The 17,994-nt window shown below is 38.5% G+C and carries 22 protein-coding genes; 6 read left to right on the forward strand and 16 right to left on the reverse strand.

The annotated features are described in order from the left end of the window. Positions 1-33 precede the first annotated feature (33 nt). The 3 genes from spoIIM to F4V44_RS09995 all read right to left on the reverse strand — a co-directional run bounded on the left by spoIIM (position 34) and on the right by F4V44_RS09995 (position 2,477). Positions 34-675 carry a stage II sporulation protein M gene (spoIIM, locus tag F4V44_RS09985; RefSeq protein ID WP_150439843.1) on the reverse strand — a complete coding sequence of 214 codons (642 nt, stop codon included), beginning with the start codon at positions 673-675 and terminating at the stop codon, positions 34-36. Positions 676-764: 89 nt separating this feature from the next. Beyond that, positions 765-1,925 carry an endonuclease Q family protein gene (locus F4V44_RS09990; RefSeq protein WP_150439844.1) on the reverse strand — a complete coding sequence of 387 codons (1,161 nt, stop codon included), beginning with the start codon at positions 1,923-1,925 and terminating at the stop codon, positions 765-767. Further along, on the reverse strand, positions 1,926-2,477 hold the full coding sequence (locus F4V44_RS09995; RefSeq protein WP_150439845.1) for an NUDIX hydrolase: 552 nt from the start codon (positions 2,475-2,477) through the stop codon (positions 1,926-1,928). 141 nt (positions 2,478-2,618) lie between these two features. Here F4V44_RS09995 and F4V44_RS10000 point away from each other — a divergent pair, with 141 nt between their 5' ends. After that, a complete protein-coding gene (locus F4V44_RS10000; protein WP_150439846.1) occupies positions 2,619-3,536 on the forward strand; it encodes an aldo/keto reductase in 918 nt (305 codons plus the stop codon). Between the two features lie 62 nt (positions 3,537-3,598). Here the strand turns inward: F4V44_RS10000 and F4V44_RS10005 are convergent, their stop codons facing one another. The 3 genes from F4V44_RS10005 to F4V44_RS10015 form a co-directional block, all read right to left on the reverse strand. Continuing rightward, positions 3,599-3,841 (reverse strand): YqkE family protein, encoded by a 243-nt coding sequence (locus F4V44_RS10005; protein WP_150439847.1) that lies wholly within the window; start codon positions 3,839-3,841, stop codon positions 3,599-3,601. Positions 3,842-3,924: 83 nt separating this feature from the next. Further along, positions 3,925-4,593 (reverse strand): CoA transferase subunit B, encoded by a 669-nt coding sequence (locus F4V44_RS10010; protein ID WP_150439848.1) that lies wholly within the window; start codon positions 4,591-4,593, stop codon positions 3,925-3,927. A 78-nt stretch (positions 4,594-4,671) separates the two neighbouring features. Continuing rightward, positions 4,672-5,367 carry a CoA transferase subunit A gene (locus F4V44_RS10015; RefSeq protein ID WP_150439849.1) on the reverse strand — a complete coding sequence of 232 codons (696 nt, stop codon included), beginning with the start codon at positions 5,365-5,367 and terminating at the stop codon, positions 4,672-4,674. 162 nt (positions 5,368-5,529) lie between these two features. Here F4V44_RS10015 and F4V44_RS10020 point away from each other — a divergent pair, with 162 nt between their 5' ends. The 3 genes from F4V44_RS10020 (at position 5,530) to F4V44_RS10025 (ending at position 7,657) form a co-directional block, all read left to right on the forward strand. Beyond that, on the forward strand, positions 5,530-6,435 hold the full coding sequence (locus F4V44_RS10020) for a hydroxymethylglutaryl-CoA lyase (RefSeq protein WP_150439850.1): 906 nt from the start codon (positions 5,530-5,532) through the stop codon (positions 6,433-6,435). 58 nt (positions 6,436-6,493) lie between these two features. Beyond that, positions 6,494-6,625, forward strand: a complete 132-nt coding sequence (locus F4V44_RS28120; RefSeq protein ID WP_263406658.1) for a hypothetical protein — start codon at positions 6,494-6,496, stop codon at positions 6,623-6,625. A gap of 114 nt (positions 6,626-6,739) precedes the next feature. After that, the gene (locus F4V44_RS10025; protein ID WP_150440113.1) at positions 6,740-7,657 is read left to right on the forward strand and encodes an alpha/beta hydrolase; all 918 of its coding nucleotides are present in this window, start codon (positions 6,740-6,742) and stop codon (positions 7,655-7,657) included. 35 nt (positions 7,658-7,692) lie between these two features. Here the strand turns inward: F4V44_RS10025 and F4V44_RS10030 are convergent, their stop codons facing one another. The 9 genes from F4V44_RS10030 to F4V44_RS10065 all read right to left on the reverse strand — a co-directional run bounded on the left by F4V44_RS10030 (position 7,693) and on the right by F4V44_RS10065 (position 15,219). Then, a complete protein-coding gene (locus tag F4V44_RS10030) occupies positions 7,693-8,019 on the reverse strand; it encodes an iron-sulfur cluster biosynthesis family protein (RefSeq protein ID WP_150439851.1) in 327 nt (108 codons plus the stop codon). Positions 8,020-8,139: 120 nt separating this feature from the next. Next, complete coding sequence (locus tag F4V44_RS27310; protein ID WP_191090617.1) at positions 8,140-8,304, reverse strand: hypothetical protein; 165 nt, start codon at positions 8,302-8,304, stop codon at positions 8,140-8,142. A 177-nt stretch (positions 8,305-8,481) separates the two neighbouring features. Further along, the gene (locus tag F4V44_RS10035; RefSeq protein WP_150439852.1) at positions 8,482-9,678 is read right to left on the reverse strand and encodes an MFS transporter; all 1,197 of its coding nucleotides are present in this window, start codon (positions 9,676-9,678) and stop codon (positions 8,482-8,484) included. A gap of 168 nt (positions 9,679-9,846) precedes the next feature. Beyond that, the gene (locus F4V44_RS10040) at positions 9,847-10,464 is read right to left on the reverse strand and encodes a hypothetical protein (protein ID WP_191090618.1); all 618 of its coding nucleotides are present in this window, start codon (positions 10,462-10,464) and stop codon (positions 9,847-9,849) included. A 422-nt stretch (positions 10,465-10,886) separates the two neighbouring features. After that, positions 10,887-12,068: an NAD(P)/FAD-dependent oxidoreductase gene (locus F4V44_RS10045; protein WP_150439853.1), complete on the reverse strand. Its 1,182-nt coding sequence runs from the start codon at positions 12,066-12,068 to the stop codon at positions 10,887-10,889. Between the two features lie 32 nt (positions 12,069-12,100). Further along, a complete protein-coding gene (locus tag F4V44_RS10050) occupies positions 12,101-12,544 on the reverse strand; it encodes a DUF1641 domain-containing protein (protein ID WP_150439854.1) in 444 nt (147 codons plus the stop codon). A gap of 365 nt (positions 12,545-12,909) precedes the next feature. After that, on the reverse strand, positions 12,910-13,656 hold the full coding sequence (locus F4V44_RS10055; RefSeq protein ID WP_150439855.1) for an amino acid ABC transporter ATP-binding protein: 747 nt from the start codon (positions 13,654-13,656) through the stop codon (positions 12,910-12,912). A 15-nt stretch (positions 13,657-13,671) separates the two neighbouring features. Continuing rightward, positions 13,672-14,331, reverse strand: coding sequence for an amino acid ABC transporter permease (locus F4V44_RS10060; protein WP_150439856.1), 660 nt, complete (start codon positions 14,329-14,331; stop codon positions 13,672-13,674). A 69-nt stretch (positions 14,332-14,400) separates the two neighbouring features. Continuing rightward, the gene (locus F4V44_RS10065) at positions 14,401-15,219 is read right to left on the reverse strand and encodes an amino acid ABC transporter substrate-binding protein (protein WP_150439857.1); all 819 of its coding nucleotides are present in this window, start codon (positions 15,217-15,219) and stop codon (positions 14,401-14,403) included. A 210-nt stretch (positions 15,220-15,429) separates the two neighbouring features. On the opposite strand from F4V44_RS10065, the gene F4V44_RS10070 reads away from it, so the two are divergent. Together F4V44_RS10070 and F4V44_RS10075 are read left to right on the forward strand one after the other, a co-directional pair. Further along, on the forward strand, positions 15,430-16,602 hold the full coding sequence (locus F4V44_RS10070) for an MFS transporter (protein ID WP_150439858.1): 1,173 nt from the start codon (positions 15,430-15,432) through the stop codon (positions 16,600-16,602). A gap of 22 nt (positions 16,603-16,624) precedes the next feature. Beyond that, positions 16,625-16,816, forward strand: coding sequence for a YwbE family protein (locus F4V44_RS10075; protein WP_150439859.1), 192 nt, complete (start codon positions 16,625-16,627; stop codon positions 16,814-16,816). Between the two features lie 288 nt (positions 16,817-17,104). Here F4V44_RS10075 and F4V44_RS10085 read toward each other — a convergent pair whose 3' ends face one another. Further along, positions 17,105-17,902, reverse strand: a complete 798-nt coding sequence (locus F4V44_RS10085) for an SDR family NAD(P)-dependent oxidoreductase (RefSeq protein ID WP_150439860.1) — start codon at positions 17,900-17,902, stop codon at positions 17,105-17,107. Between the last annotated feature and the right edge of the window lie 92 nt (positions 17,903-17,994).

Raw genomic sequence — 17,994 nt, forward strand, 5'->3', positions numbered from 1 at the left:
TTATAATATAATATTAAATATAAGTTAATACTTTTATTTCACTGAATCAATAACGGCTTTCATTAATGAGGGAGATAAATAGGCTTCAATCCCTGCTGCTACAGCAAGTAACATGCCTGCTGCAACAAATAATAGTACGTATTTTCCAAGCATCGGCAAAATGGGTTCACTTATTTTCTTCATAAATTGCCGTCTAATCATTTTCAATGAAATGGAAACCGCAACTGTTGCTGTAATAATAAATACAGGGATAATGAGAAAATTTTGCGGCAGCACAGAAACAAATGAGAGAAGAAATCCGTTCCAGCCCATCTGATTCACAAGAAAACCAACGGTAAAACCAACTACCATTCCTTTTATGAATAATAGAATCAAAATGATAGGCAGACCAATAATAGAGATACCTAAAAGCCACATCATTCCGATATATTTACTGTTATGCATAAAGCTCTGCAGAAATAAATCATTTGATGTGGCTATTTTCCCAATTGACACTTGTCCAAAAAATTGTGACAAATAATAATACAAGTCTTCCTTCTGACTAAAGCTTAAACTATTGACAACTACTGCACCAAAAATGACTCCCATTAAAAATAGCACAATCACAAAGAGATAGATTGAGGAATGCTCTCGCAAGTGTGTGACGACAATGTTCTGGTACATTTTTTTCTTCATTATTTGCTCTTCCTCCTGCCAATCAATTACTACATTGTATGAGAGGAAGATTCCATCTATGACGATTCTAGTAAATTTTACTAGAAGCCCTACATAACCTTTCCATACTTTCCAGCTCCGCCTGCTGCAAGCTGCAGTGTACCCGTTCTTGCAGCAATAATTCGTTCAGCCATTGCTTGAGGGACAACCTGCTTTAAATGATCATAGGACACTTCATGTAAAATGGCCATTTCCGTGCCAAAATGATCTAATAGTTTTTCTCTCATTTTCGGTCCAAGTCCCGGAATAAATTCGAGAGGAATTTGATGAATATAAGGCGGACGCTCAGGGGTGTTTTCACAAGCTTCAGAAAGCTCTGCAATTCGATCAGCTACACCCTTTACATATTTATGATGACCGCAATTTTCACATTTCTCATCATCCGGATGAAAAGGATGCTGGCATTTTTCACATGCCGTTTGGTGATACTTACCGAGCAGCGGATCTAATCCATAGTTGGCTGTTATCCTCCTGCCCCCCTCTTTGGACAATGCCTTTCTTAATTCTTCAAAAGTCGGCTCATTCATGGCAATCGTTTGATATTCACGGGCAATTTTGCCAAGTGAATGGGCATCTGAATTAGAGATAAACGTATACGAATGCAATTCTCTAATTCCATCTGCCATATATGTATCAGAACTTAACCCAAGCTCTATAGCATCTATGAATTCAGCATTAAACACCTCTGTTAATGAGTCTTGAACCCCTTTTCCATACAAACTTTTAAACGGTGTAAAAACATGAGCAGGGATGAACAGACCACCCAATTCCTTTACTTTGTACTGGAGCTCCTTTCCGCTTACATAGATTCGTTGTGAACTGAGATGAATATTTTTCAGATTGTCCTCAAGCCAACCGGAAAATCTTTTTAACCCATTCATATCTGCAAAAAAACAAAGGACATGAATGGGCCCGTGACAGTTTTCATCATATATCTCAAGTTCAGATCCTGGAATAATGGTTAAGCCGCCGTAGGAAAGTCCTCCACCAGCTAGCTCAATTAATTCTCCTGCAGCCATATGCTCTTCCATTTCCAAAATCACTTCCGGAGAATGACAATCAATAATCCCAATCATATTTAGACCTTTTTTATCTCTTGCATGATCAATAATATTGGAAAAAGTTAAGCTTTTCGCTCCGGTAATTTTCACCGCTCTCCCGCTTTTGGTCCGGCCAATATGAATATGAAGATCCGTATAGTATTGATTCATTTATTTTCCCAACACCTCTTGCAGTTGTAAGTATTGAACAGCAAAGACCGTTTTGGCGTCGCAAATTCGATTCTCCTTAATCGCTTGCTGTGCTTCATCAAGGGTCATTTCCATGAGATTCACAAATTCATCTTCATCAAGACCTGCAGCATTTTCCTTTTTTGATAAACCTTTTGCCAGGTAAACATGAACAATTTCATCAGCAAAACCAGGGGATGTATAGAAAGAATTTAATAGTTCCATGCTTTCACACTCATAGCCGGTCTCTTCCTCCAATTCCCTCTTAGCACAGTCAGCCGGCTCTTCTTCTTTTTCCAGCTTTCCCGCAGGAATTTCAATGATTGTCTTTTCAAGTGCTTTACGAAATTGCTCTACCATCACAATCCTATTTTCAGTTGTTATAGCAATGATAGCAACAGCGCCGGGATGTTTGATTAATTCCCTTTTGGCCGTCTTTCCATTAGGCAGCTTTACTTCATCTACTTGTAGATGAATAACCTTTCCCGAAAATATTTTTTCTGTAGATAACGTTTTTTCTTCTAGGAGACTCATTTTTAAAAAAACCCCTGTTCTATTCAAATTTAGCAATACATCTATTTTATCATACTCTATTTAAAGGAAAAAAATCTAAAATGTACCTTTATGGCTGCCTGCACCTATTAAATGGTATAAATAGGATAGGAGGTGTTATTTTTGGAAAAAAGACGTTTAGGTCAATCAGATTTACTTGTTTCAAAGCTTGGGTTGGGCTGTATGTCAATTGGTACAGATGCTAAGAAGGCAGAATCTATTCTGCGGACTGCTTTTGAGGAAGGAATCAATTACTTTGACAGTGCTGATTTATATGATTACGGTGAAAATGAAAAAATCATTGGATCCTCACTTAAATCCGTCCGTGATCAAGTGATTATTGCAACAAAGGCAGGTAACCGTTGGAATAAAGAAAAAGATGGCTGGCACTGGGATCCATCAAAAGAATACATAAAGGAAGCTGTCAAGAAAAGTTTGATGAGACTGAACACAGAATATATTGATTTATATCAGCTTCATGGGGGGACAATGGATGATCCAATCGAGGAAACTATTGAAGCTTTTGAAGAATTAAAAAAGGAAGGATATATCCGTTATTATGGGATTTCTTCCATTCGGCCAAATGTTATTCGAGAATATGTAACAAAAGCAAATATCGACTCTGTCATGATGCAATACAGCCTTCTAGACAGACGACCAGAGGAAGAAGCTCTTCCACTATTGCATAAACATCAGATAAGTGCAGTTTGCCGCGGCTCGCTGGCAAAGGGACTCTTAAGTGATCAAATGCTGGCAAAAGCATCACCTTCTGTAAAGGAAAATGGTTACTTGGATTATTCATTTTCTGAATTAACAGAGCTGCTTCCTTCATTAAAGGCGCAATTGAATCGTCCGTTCAATGAAATAGCACTTCATTACACCCTGTCCCATCCTGCTGTCGCTTCTGTTATTGTTGGCGCCAGCTCTGCTATGCAGTTAAAAGAAAACATTCGTGCCGCCAGCAGCAAAGCTTTAACTAATGATGAAATTGACTTCATCAGACAGCATACAAAGGAAAATAACTATACTTCACACCGCTAATTTTTTAGCAAAAAGAAAAGGAGCCAATCCTCTTACTTAAGGACCGGCTCTTTTCCTTCTGCTTATTTAAAATCCTTCCAGTTAAACTCACTTTCATTTAGCATTTCTTCAAACGATTTATTTTTTTCCTTTAATTTACGTTCTTCCCGCTTTTGTTCCTCCAGCGCTAACCGTTTTTGTTCCTCTTGATTCTCTAGCTCTTTTTTCCTGCCCTTTAATTCATTAACTAGATCGGCATTCAGGAGATCACCAAGGGTAACCGGTTTTTCTTGTGCTTGTGCTTTTTTTTCTTGTCTTTTTTTCATGGCAAAATCCCCTTTTTCTGATGATGACCATATTATATCACGACTTCGCCGGGAAGAAACGGCAAATGAAACATAGGCACATACTAGTAAGCATCAAGGATGACTGAGTCATCTGTCATTAATGCTGGTTCGGTTGATTGGATAATATCCTCGACCGTATAGCCTTTGGCCACTTCGATGAGCTTTAACCCAAGAAGAGTGACATCGAGAACAGCCCGGTCTGTAATAATTCGATTGACAACCTTTTGTCCGGTTAAGGGCAGACTGCATTTTTTCAAAATTTTTGCTTCGCCTTTTTTATTCGTATGTTCCATGATGACAATTACTTTTTTCGCACCATGGACAAGGTCCATTGCTCCTCCCATTCCTTTAATCATTTTTCCTGGAATCATCCAGTTCGCTAAATCTCCCGTTTCAGAGACTTCCATCCCGCCGAGAATTGCCAGATCAATGTGTCCTCCCCGAATCATGGCAAACGATTCAGCACTGTCAAAATAAGCCGCTCCTTTTATCGCTGTCACTGTTTCTTTCCCTGCATTAATTAGATCAGGATCAACTTCCTGTTCCTCCGGATACGGTCCGATACCTAAGAGACTATTCTCTGATTGAAGAACCACTTGTTTATTTTCGCTAATATAATTCGCTACTAATGTCGGCATGCCAATCCCAAGGTTTACATAGAAACCGTTTTCAATTTCCTTTTCAGCCCGCCGAGCAATCTTTTCCCTGACACTTTCTTTTCCATTTGTCATGTACTTCTCCTCTCTTCCTTGATTCTAAGCCCCGCTTGGCTTCATACTACCACTCCTCGTATATTGTTAACCTTACGTTCACATATCTTGTTTTACCCGTAACCGCTCAATCCGCTTTTGCTGTCTGCCTTCTACAATGGTTTGCACATAGATGCCAGGTGTATGAATTTGGTCCGCCTCAAGCTGACCCGTATCGACTAATGTTTCTACTTCAGCAATCGTAACCCGTCCTGCCGCAGCCATCATTGGATTAAAATTCCGGGCTGTTTTATGATAAACTAGGTTTCCAAGCTTATCTCCCTTCCACGCCCGTACAATACTAAAGTCCGCCATTAAAGCTTCTTCAAGCAAATATTCTTTCCCATAATACGTCCGTATTTCTTTTCCTTTAGCTATTTGGGTCCCAACTCCTGCCGGTGTATAGAAGGCTGGAATTCCCGCTCCGCCGGCCCTAATTTTTTCGGCTAGTGTTCCCTGTGGCAGAAGCTCTACATCGAGTTCTCCAGCAAGTACCTGCCTCTCAAACTCTTTATTTTCACCCACATAAGAACCAATCATTTTTTTGATTTGACGGTTTTTTAGAAGAAGACCCAGCCCCCAATCATCTATCCCGCAGTTATTGGAAATGATGGTTAAATTTTGTACATTCTTCTCTACTAATGCCAAAATTAGATTCTCCGGAATGCCGCATAAACCAAATCCGCCTACCATTAATGTTGCCCCGCTTTTGATCTCCGCTACTGCTTCTTTAAACGACGAACAAATCCTCTTCATTACTCAACCTCCACACACCTTCTATTGCTCGACAGCACCTTTGAGCATCATACGATTCTTACTTTCATAAAGTGGTAGTAAAAATAGATATTCTATTTTAAGTCTCATTCGTTTAATACATTTACACCTTCTAAATTGAGATTATGATGTGGAGGAAAAAAAATGACACTTCTGTTGCCAAAAAAAGTTACGATTATTGAAGTTGGTCCGCGTGATGGTCTGCAAAACGAGAAAAACTTTATTCCTACTGCAGTTAAAATAGATTTTATTACTAGATTACAGGAATCAGGGCTTCAGGAAATGGAATTAACCTCCTTTGTTTCACCCAAATGGGTCCCGCAAATGAGCGATGCAACCGACATCATCTCTTCGTGTCTTAACATGAAAACGAGAAATATCGTTCTTATTCCCAATCGTAAAGGAATGGAGCGAATCTTGCTGACACCTTGCCGGGCTGTTGCGGTATTTGTCGGTGTAAGCGATGAGTTTAACAAGCGAAACATCAACAAAACGACAGCCGACAGTATGAAAGAGGTGCTCCCCGCTATTATCGCATTAAAGGGGAAAGGCTATTTTGTTCGGGCTTGTATCTCCACTGCTTTTTACTGCCCCTATAAGGGAAAGATAGCAGAAGCTGACACAATCAAGCTTTGCCAGCAGTTTATCAATGCCGGTGCAGATGAACTTAGTGTGGCGGATACAATAGGAATGGCTTCCCCAAATGAAAGCTTTTCTCTATTTTCAAAATTAAGGGAACGTTTTCCTCATCATATGATTACTGCTCATTTTCACGATACAAGAAAAATGGGGTTGGCTAATATTTATGCAGCTCTCGAGGCAGGGATTATTCGGTTTGATACATCTGCTGCCGGTCTTGGCGGCTGTCCTTTCGCAAAAGGAGCAACAGGAAATGTAGCAACGGAAGATGTGGTTTATATGCTTTCAAGGATGGGAATTGAAACGGGAGTAGATTTAGAAAAGATAGTCAGTGCCATTGATGTGATCCGTCCTCATCTATCTCGTCCAATTGAGAGCGCCTTTTACAGGCTTCATTCCTCCACTGAATAATTTCTTTCCTTCTAATCCATGTTATAGTTGTATTCTATTTTTAAGGAGATGGGTTGCATTGAGTCAAAAACGTGATAAAGGCTACAGCCAAAAAGGGAAACCAAATGCTGATACAGTAAAGCAGACTATAGCCGCTGAAGATTTAGAAACTGCTATTCACCCGACAAAAAGACAAAATTCAGAGCAGTAAACCGCTTTTCATAAGCGGTTTTTTTGTTTTACCTTTTCGTCAATGTTAAAATAAAACGTATCCAGTTTTTCCTAATCACGAAAAATATGCTCGGAGGCATCCATAATGAAAAAGATGAGAAAACTGTTTCGAATTCTTTTTTCAGTCATTTTTTTTCTGACATCTTTTGGTGTTTATTTTACAAATCGGATTATGTATATAAAGAAAAAGGATGACCAATCCATTCTTAAACGTGAAAAAGATGCCGGTCGTTTCAATCCCGATGAGTTCCAATATTTACAAAAAAGAGAAGTAACCATCCCCTCCCCTTTCGGATATGAATTAAAAATGATTCTTGTCGAACCACATTCCTCTAACCACTATATTATTATTTCACACGGCGTGACAGAGAATAAAATCAACTCGGTGAAGTATATGAACCTTTTCCTCGAAAGAGGCTTTAATGCCGTCATTTATGATCACCGCCGCCATGGTGAATCAGGCGGAAAGACCACCAGCTATGGCTATTATGAAAAATTCGATTTAAAAGCGGTTGTTCATTGGTTAAAAGAAAAAAAAGGGCCTGATTTGCTGCTGGGAATTCACGGAGAGTCCATGGGTGCAGCCACAATGCTCTTATATGCCGGAATGGTTGAGGATGGTGCTGACTTTTATATTTCTGACTGCTCCTTTTCTGATTTTAAAGAGCAGCTCTCTTACCTACTGAAAACAGAAATGAAACTTACACCAAAGCCGTTGCTTCCCCTAGCAGATGTTTTCTTGCGAATGCGGGAAAGATATTCAATACGCGATATTTCTCCTATTTCTGTCATCCATCAAATTAAGAAACCTATACTTTTTATTCATAGCAAACAAGATACCTATATCCTGCCTTCTATGACAGAAGCTCTGTTTGAAAGAAAAACAGGACCCAAAAAGCTGTTTCTTGCGGAAAATGGTGCACATGCCCAGTCCTTAAACAAAAATAAGGAAGCTTATGAAGCAGCTATTGATGAATTTTTACTTGAGTTTGTTTTACCAAAAAAAGAATAACAATAGAAGAGGGAGTTTTAGCCTCCCTTCTATTGCTATTCCCTCTTGTCAAATATACTCATTCTTGGATTCAAATATTGATTGGGACTTTTCAATTGAAAACAATTCGTTCCGTCATGGAAGTCAATCGTCAGAATATCATCTAGAAAGAGTTCCTTTGATTTTTCAACATAGATAGTATCATGGTTTGTTTCAACTGCATAGTCATCATCTTCCAATTGATTCACAAGCCATAAATTGGTCACGCCGCACATCACACAGCCGCATTCTTCGGTATCATATTTTAGCTTTAATAAGCCTTGTTTCTCCGTGCGGAACTCTGATATTTTTTCTGCTGCCCGGTCTGTTATTTTTATTTCCATCTTTCACCGCTCCCTTTCTAGAAGTAGCATCTTGACGATTGTAGCATACTTTTGAAAGCGGACCGTAGTAATAAACACTTTTAACTTATTCCCTAATGCAGAAAAAATCAGACCGTCATTTTACCTGGTTTTGCCTACTTCCTTTCCTACCTTGCTTGGTGATGGCCTTTCTTCTCTCGTGATTCCACTCAGGTTGGTGCGGTTAAACTTACTGCCATCATCACCGATTGATGGAGCGCTGATATTGGACATGGGGAGTTGTTCCAGTTCTTTTCCTCTCGGCATTCTCTAACACCTCCTTACTTTTAAGGTACTCCCCTTTATCTATTCAAGTCATTACAGTTATTTCCAAAGTTATCAGCCTGTTTGCTGCATATATTTCCTATCCCTAAAATGAAATAACCTTAGTATAAACGAAGAAAAACCACAAAGCGCTAGCTTAATGGTTTTTCGTTTTCAACATTATTTTGTACTCATAATCGATTTTTGATTAAAGGAACGCTTCTGCCAAACAAAAGTGGTTATGAATGTCAAAGCTAACAAAATAAGCCCAAGAATGAATGGATAGCTGATTTCGACATCGTATAAGATTCCCGCAAGCGTTGGCCCAAGTACATTCCCAATACTCATATAGGCGTTATTCATCCCCATCGCAAAGCCTTGCTCATTTCCAGCGAGCTTTGAAATAAGAGTATTTAAAACAGGCCGCAGGATAGAAGTCGCCAGGAAGATTAATAGAGTAATTCCGAAAAACAACAGATAGCTTGACGCAACTAAGGAAAGAAGAAAACCAACCGTGGCAACCCCTAGAAAAATATTCAATACTGTCGCTTCACCGAAACGACTAACAATACGGTCCACAACAAAGAGCTGTACAATTACACTGATAACTCCCGTTGACGTAACCATAATGGCAATATCCTGAGGCGTGGCACCGAACTCGTTATCAACAAAAAGGCCTAATACTGATTCATATGCCATTAATCCAAAGCTCATGGAAAGAGTAATAACAAGCGGAATAAAATAAGGCATTTTAACGGACCGTACCATTTTCTTAGCCATTGATTCCTCTGTAGGAATGTCTAAAGCACCATGCTGAACAACCTGGCTTTCTTTCAGGACGATAACAGAAAAAATCACTGCAACAAGGGACACAAGAGCCGAGATTAAAAACGGCATTTTTAAACCAAAGTCAGCAAGGAATCCCCCGATTCCCGGTCCAATGACAATTCCAAGCGACATAGCAGCAGATACAAAGCTGTTTCCTTTTGCCCTTTGGTCCATTGTTGTAATATCAGCAACATAGGCAAAAATGGCAGGTACGAGAAAAGCACAGCCAATCCCGCCAATTACACGAGAAGCATACAGCCACCAAATAGAGTCAAAACCATAGAAAATAAAACTTGAAAGCGTTAGACCAATAAGTCCAAATATAATCATTTTTCTACGACCATATTGATCAGTCCATTTTCCAGAAATCGGCGAGCATACAAGCTGGGCACCGGCAAAGATGGCAATCATTAATCCCGCCGCTGTCCCGCCTTGGTTAATAGACTCTAAATAAGCAGGTAAAATCGGAATGACAATACCAAAACTTCCAATTGCAATAAACATATTAACCATTAAAACAATCAACTTTTTCCGTTGATCTGCTGACATGAAAAACACCTCTTTTCAAATTTTCATAATGCTCATAGTTACTAACATAAAAATATAAATTTATCCACTCAAAAGAAATTAATATTACATGACAATCAAAGAGACGTCAATAAAAAAGCCCCCAAATCTTATTTGGGAACCTCAACTTCTAATGCAAGGTCTATTCCACTATAAAGGGAGTGTGGGTATTCTAAATTTTTTCCTTAAAAGCCTAATTAAATCCGTTCGATTGATGCTGAGGTCTTTAGAATCCGCTATATCTGCAGCATGTTTATAATCTTCGAAATCACCTTGATAAACTAAATGAAAAAGCGGGATTTGCTGAAGGTCATGCGGTGTTACATGTGAAGGGTGCTTCGGTAACTCAATCACATGTGCCTCCTTTAAAACAGTAGATACAAATTGAGAACAAAAAAACCTATACTCACGATTAATTTCCTTATTTAAAGCAATGGCAAATAAACCAAGTAAATTGTAACGGTAAAGGTCCTTTTGCGACTCTATCAGTCTAATAAACTGATTCATTTTCAGATATTGACTTTCTGTAATCGTACAACAATAAATAGCACATTTCGCCCGCTTTAATAGACCCTTGTGAATACTTTCCCTGACAAACCCTCCAGAAAATGGGTTCCTTGGTCTCTTTCTTCCAAAGCTGTAGAGTTCTGAAAGGTGAGGATCAAAAGAAAGAGAAGCATGATTGAAAGGCTGTTTCGTATAGAACTTTATCATTCTAGTAAAAAATGTGCCGGTATCAGTTAGAACTAAATAAACTTTTCTTTCCATGGTCCGTACTCACCTCGACTCCATATTATAGTAAGCAGAAGTAAATAAATGAATCTTCGATTACAGAAAAACCAGTAAAAATAATAACTGCATTCAATTATATTTTAACAGGGAATTTTCATATATAAAGGTACCTCGAGCTTTAATTTACTATAAGACTTTAGCCTTAGTTAGACAATGTAAGATTATTACCAATAGAAAGGATTATCTTAAGTAGAACAAAAAAGCATTTTTATTACAGAACCCGTCATTTCAAAAAAGCTATGTTAACGAATCATGTTGATTAGTCAGATTTTTGACTCATCCGTGAGAAATGTCCATTTCTCACGGATGAGTCAAAAATTAACAATGTTAATAAACAAAGCTAAAAAAAAGAAAACCATCTTGATGTAGATAACACATCAAGATGGTTTTTTTCAAAATTAATAAGCTAAGCTAAAAAGGCCTTTAATATGTGATAGGTAACGTACATTACTTGCTTCCTTCATTAAAGTAGCAGGCAGGCCTTTAAGAGGAGTTGAGTTTCCACCAATTTCTGCTACCGCATCTTTACGTCCAAGGCTGGCAAGAGTACCAGAATTAATTGGAGCAAATCCTTCAAATGATTTGTCCATTAAGTACGCATATAGGTTGTATCCAACAAGCTCTCCCATCTGCCAAGCATTTTGAGCTGTTGGTGCATAAGGACGTCCGCCTTCAGGAGGGAATGCCACAGCACTATCTCCTACAACAAATACGTCTTTATGTGAAGTTGATTGAAGGTATTCATTGACAGTTGCTTTGCCGCGGTCTACTTCTAGTCCTGATTCAGCAACAATTGGAAGTGCCTGTACGCCGCCAGTCCATACGAACGTGTTGGCAGTAATTTTGCTTCCATCCTTAAGATCGATCACATTTCCTTGAACATTTGTTACAGGAAGTCCTGTTAAGAATTCAACACCGCGAGCCTCTAAACTTGAAACAGCACGTTCAATTAAATGATCCGGTAATACAGGAAGAACCTTAGGACCTGCTTCAACAAGCTTTAATTTGATATCTTTTGGATTTATCCCGTAACCTTTGGCAATCTTCGGAAGGTTGTCAGCCAGTTCACCAACTAATTCCATTCCTGTTAAACCGCCGCCGCCAATTAAAATGGTTGCATCTGCTTCATTTTTCGTTTTCGCATATTCACGAATACGGCCTTCGATATGAGTTCGAATTTGATTCGCGTCATCAACAGATTTTAACACCATGCTGTTTTCTTCAAGTCCAGGGATTCCAAAATAAGCTGTTTTACTTCCTAAGCCTACAACAAGAGCATCATAGGTTAACGTTGTGCCGTCTGAAAGGAAAACCTTTTTATCGTCTACTGAAAAACGTTCAACCTTCGCGATTTTCAAGTCGATATCTTTTCCTTTTAACAACTTATCTAAAGGAAGAGCTACAGAACCTTCACCTGTTGTACCGCCTGCAAGACGGTGCAGTTCGGTAATAATTTGGTGTGTTGGATATTGGTTAACAACTGTTACATACGCTTCTTGGCTATTTAAATACTTACGAACAGTTAATGCAGATAAAAGTCCGCCATAACCCGCTCCTAAGATCACAATATGTTTTGACATGTATTTCCACCGTCCTTAACTATTTCGAAAGATTATTTATGATTTTTTTGTTCAGATGAAATTTCAAGGAATGCATGAATAAAACGGAATAATTTTTGCGCTTGTGGATCTTTGAGCATTTTTAAAAGCCCAAAAAGACCAATTACTTCTGTACTTTCGTCAGCGCGGTCTTTTGCTTCAATTGCTGTCGCAGCTAGACTTTTAACAGTTTCTGTTACAGGTTCAGCAATTTCTTTAATCGCCCCTACTGTATCATTTTTTAAAACTTCATCAGTAGCAAGTGACTGGGCAATGTCATAAGATTTTGTTAAAACATTAACAAGTTCAGTAAGTTTTGGAAGCTGTTCTACCAATACCGTTAAAGATTCTTGAACCTCAGGTTTTAAAAGTTGATCAAGAATATCATTCTTTCCTTGTCCAGCAGACAAAAGTTGAGAGTCCTGCTCAATCTTTTCTAATGTATTTGTTTCTGCCATGCTCGATTCCCCTTTACCTAGAGTATTTTTTTAATAATTGTGTGTCCATTTAATATTTTTTCAACCCATAAAGCTTCAACTGTGATAAAAATCCTTTACAATTAATGCTCTATGTAATTCGCCTTCTCTATTATACATGATATTGTTAATAATTTAACATATTTATTAATATTTTTTTTACACTTATTACGTTATCAATATAACGATCAAATGATAAACTCATTATCAATGTAAATTTGGACTATACGAGTAGTGTTATCAATAACTAAACCGACCATGCAAAGGTATTCTATTAGGCTTTATTTGCCCTAAAAGTAAAAATACCCCAATAGAAACTCCTATTGGGATATCATATTTACACTTATTTATTTCAAACTGCGATTTAAAAAGGCTTTCGTCCGCTCATGTTTAGGATTAGTAAACAATTCTGATGGATGACCAGCTTCAACAATTTCACCATTGTCCATAAAAATGACGCGGTTTGCCACCTCTTTAGCAAATTCCATTTCATGTGTGACAACGATCATCGTCATATGCTCTTTTGCGAGATCCTTCATTACTTGTAAAACTTCCCCAGTTAATTCCGGGTCCAATGCGGAGGTTGGTTCATCAAAAAGAAGGATATCAGGATTCATCATAAGCGCACGCGCAATGGCTACCCGCTGCTTTTGCCCTCCGGAGAGATTGGCTGGATAAGCATTTCCCCTCTCGGTAAGACCGATTTTCTTCATCAATTCCATACTTCTTTTAGAGGTAATGGACGAATTCTCCTTTTTGACTAATTTAGGGGCAAGTTCCAGATTTTCTTTAACGGTTAGATGCGGAAACAGATTAAAATGCTGAAAAACCATGCCCATTTTTGATGTAATTATTTTAAGTTCATTCGGCTTTGCGTACACCCCATCCTTTACCAAATATTCACCGGATACACAAATACTGCCTCCGTTGACTTCTTCGAGATGAACCAAACTGCGAAGCATCGTACTTTTTCCTGAACCAGACGGACCTATCACAGCAACTACATCTTTTTTGTCTACATCAAAGGAAATTCGTTTTAATACTTCGAGGTTGCCATATGATTTTTTGAGGTCAGAAACTTCAATGATAGCCACAATCTCTTCTCCTTCTTATTCAAATTTGAAGCGTTTTTCGAGCCATTTAAAGAACAATGTTAAAACGACTGTCATCAGTAGATAGATTACACCTGCAACGAAGAATGGGACAATTGTAAAGTCGCGATTCACTGCTGTTTGAGCAAAATGTAACAGTTCTGGAACAGCAACGGCGTAGAGTAATGCAGTATCTTTGACTAACGTCACCGATTCATTGGCGACAGATGGTAAGGCAATCCGAAACATCTGCGGTAACACAATCTTTATCGTCGTTTGCCATTTACTTAATCCGAGCACTTTAGCCGCTTCATATTGACCTTTGTCAATAGCAAGCAGGCCGCCGCGAAATATTTCTGCAAAATAAGCAGCATAGTTCAAAATAAACCCTAGACAGGCTGCAACAAAGCGATCTAAAATTAAATATTCACCAATTACCGGAATCATAGGTAAACCAAATGTGATAATTAAAAGCTGTAATAACAGTGGTGTTCCGCGCATGATGTAAATATAAGCCTGAGCCAGCCAAGATAAAGGCTTTATACTGCTCCTAACTGCTAAAGTCAATAAAAAACCGAACGGAATGGACACCACAATCGCAAGGATAAATAAAAGAATCGTGGTTTGCGCCCCTTCAAGCATTGGTTTTAAAATCGTAATTAAATAATCTAAGGACATGAAAGGATTCCTCCAAAACAAAACAGGGTTTCCGGTTGGAAATCCTGTTCTGCATAATATTTGTACTTATTATTTTAAAACCTTATCTTCACCAAACCATTTTTCTGAGATTTCAGCTGCTGTTCCATCTTCATTCATTTCATCTAAAGCAGCTTGAAGTTTGTTTAATAATTCTTCGTTACCTTTTTTTACACCAACAGCATATTCTTCAGGTGCAAGTGATTCATCAAGAACTTTATATGTGCCTTCTTCTTGAGTCATGTAATAGTCCATAACTACTTCATCAATAACCACTGCATCTACACGACCGTTAACTAAATCTTTAAGAGCCAGTACATTTGTTTTATATTCAGTTACTTCATTTACCTCTTCATTAATTGGATGTGCATTTAATGCATCAATAGCAGAAGAAAGTGATTGAATCCCAATATTTTTACCTGCTAAATCATTTAATTTAGATAAATCAGACTCAGCTAACGTAACAACCACTTGAGAATTGCTCAAATAAGGCTTTGTAAATAATACTTTTTTCTTACGCTCATCTGTAATGGTATACCCATTCCAAATAAGATCAATACGGCCGCTGTTTAATTCAGTTTCTTTGGTTGTCCAATCAATTGGCTGAATTTCAACATCTACTTCCATCTTTTCGGCTGCAGCTTTCGCCATATCAATATCGAAACCGACAATTTCATTATTCTCATCACGGAATCCCATCGGGGCAAAAGTATCATCGATTCCAATGACTAATGTATCTTTTTCAGCTGTTCCAGATTTAGAGTTTGAGTCATTTGTTGCAGATTTAGAGCCTGAATCTGAACTTGCGCATCCGACAAGAAGGGCGAAAACAGACGCAATGACAAACATAAATAAGGCTATACGCTTCATATAATTATTAACCACCTTTATTCCAAAATATAATTACTTTAGTACGTTACTACATTATTAGATTACCATAATAATATTTTTAGTTGTAGTCCTAAAATATTATTTAAATATTCAGTTTAGTGGAATAATAAATCTCTCTGCTGCCTCATAGTGAAAATTGACTACTCATATAAATAATTATTATAATTATCGGGAAATGGAGTGAAATATATGTTAGAAACAAAAAGGGCATTGCCTATTCTTTTTGCTGTTATGTTTCTCGTTATGGTCGGTTTTGGGATTATTATCCCTGTCATGCCCTTTTATGCAGAAAATATCGGAGCATCACCATTAGAATTGGGATGGCTGATGGCTGTCTATTCACTGATGCAGCTTATTTTCGCACCCGTTTGGGGACGAGTATCTGACCGGATCGGCCGAAAGCCGGTTATTATGATTGGCATTTCAGGGCTAGCACTTTCTTTTATTCTAATGGGGCTTTCATCCGCACTTTGGATGTTATTTGCAGCCAGAGTAATAGGGGGAATCTTATCTGCAGCCAATATGCCTACCGTTATGGCGTATGTCGCAGATATTACATCTGCTGAAGATCGCGGTAAAGGAATGGGAGTAGTCGGTGCTGCTACGGGGCTCGGGTTTGTTTTTGGACCGGCACTTGGCGGCGTTTTTTCAAAAATGAGCTTAAGTATACCGTTCTACATAGCAGGAATATTATCTCTTTTTACTTTTTTTCTTGTCTTATTTTTATTAAAGGAATCCTTGCCTAAAGAAAATAGAGGAAGGCAGAAAAATGAAACGTCCTCCATTTGGGAAACGTTACAAGGCCCGCAATCCATATTGTATTTTCTGCAATTATTTATTTCCTTATCACTATCGGGGTTAGAAGCTACCTTCGCTTATTTTGCAGCCGTAAAAGCTGGTTTAGGGGCAGTAGAGCTGGGCTATATTTTTATGATTATGGGATTTGCCGGGGCCCTTGTACAAGGCGGGTTAGTCGGAAGAATGACAAAGCGATTTGGCGAAGGCATCGTGATTCAATTCGGAATTATTATTTCCGCCATTGGCTTCGGACTCATTTTATTGGTCGATAATTTTACAACGGCAGCGATTTATCTAACGATATTTGGAATCGGTAACGGGGTTATTCGCCCAAGTGTTTCCGCCCTTTTGACCAAAACATCCTCAGCAGGACACGGCAGTACAACAGGTTTACTTTCTTCCTTCGATTCATTAGGAAGAATTGCCGGTCCACCGCTGGGAGGCTGGCTGTTTCATATGGCAATCGGCTTACCGTATATTTCAGGTATCATTTTATCTATACTGGCCTTTATGCTGTATCTTGTCTACAATGCCCAAACAAAGAAATTATTATCTGTCAGATAATAGAATGGAGGCCTTTAAAATAATGAATGGACAAAACAGAAAAGATATCCTTCCTGGAACAATGGTTGATATTGTCCTAAAATCCGATCAAAAAACCGGAAAACTAACCAGTGGGATTGTAAAAGATATATTAACAAAATCAAGCTATCATCCACATGGAATCAAAGTGAGACTTACAGACGGACAAATTGGAAGAGTGCAATCCATAAAGTGAACCTTCCATCAGTGGGGGTTTCCTTCATCCCCCACTGATGGTTAGTTGAGGCCCACAGGATGTGGGTCACACAGACTTTGCCACAAATGTGGCGTTCTTAGTCTGTGATTCCGCGAATGGACCTTTACGGGCAGTTGATTCCCCACCTATCTTCTTTTGTATACTCAGAATCTTGAGGTGGGGGGTCTTACTGCCCGTTAAGAGTGGGATAAATAAACAATAACCATGCGAGTTAAAAAAGTGATGACCCCCTTTAGTCATCACTTTTTTAACACTTGTACATAGCCTTTATTTTTTATTTAATGCCTTTTTCCCTACCCGTTCAAATAAACTAGGAAAAAGAGCAAAAAGGATGCTGCCGACATTCATCCAGCGAGGTAAATTGATTTCCCTTGTATTAGTCAGCATTCTGTCAACGACCTTTCTTGCGACAAAATCAGGTTTTAGTATAAATCTTTCCACACTTTTTACATAGGTCCCCGACTCATCAGCAATCGAATGGAAATCCGTTTCAATCGGTCCCGGATTTACTGCTGTTACTGACACATTAAAATCCGATAGCTCCATTCTAAGGCTGTTCGTGTAACCAAGAACGGCATGCTTAGTTGCCGAATACACACTTGATTTTGGTGTCGCAATTTTCCCAGCCTGGGAGGCGATATTAATGATATGTCCTTTTCTTTGCTGTCTCATTAATGGTAAAACACTCGTTGTACAAGCAATTAATCCAACAACATTTACATCAAACATTCCTTTTACATCCTCCATGGCTACCTCATGCGCAGCCCGAAAGACGCCAAAACCAGCGTTATTAACAAGCACATCAATCGTAGAATGCTCCTTCAGAAGCTTGGAGAATACAGCTTTAACCTCCTCTGAATTTGAAACATCGAGTTTATATACTTGTACGTTGACAGAAAAATGCTCCTCTAAATCTTGCTTAATTTGTTCTAATATATCAAGTCTTCTGGCCAATAAAACGAGATTAGCTCCTCTTTCAGCACAAAGGGACGCGATAGATAATCCAATCCCGCTGGAAGCACCCGTAATAACGATATTTTTATTTTTCAGTCTCCCTGTTGTCAATATGGTCACCTCTCATCACGATATTACCTAACAATTATTTCACGGTAAAGTAAAATGAGCCTCCTGCTTATCCTTTCATATTCAGTGCTGTT

Origin of the sequence: Niallia endozanthoxylica (assembly GCF_008710145.1) — a bacterium.
Taxonomy (GTDB): domain Bacteria; phylum Bacillota; class Bacilli; order Bacillales; family Cytobacillaceae; genus Bacillus_BD; species Bacillus_BD endozanthoxylica.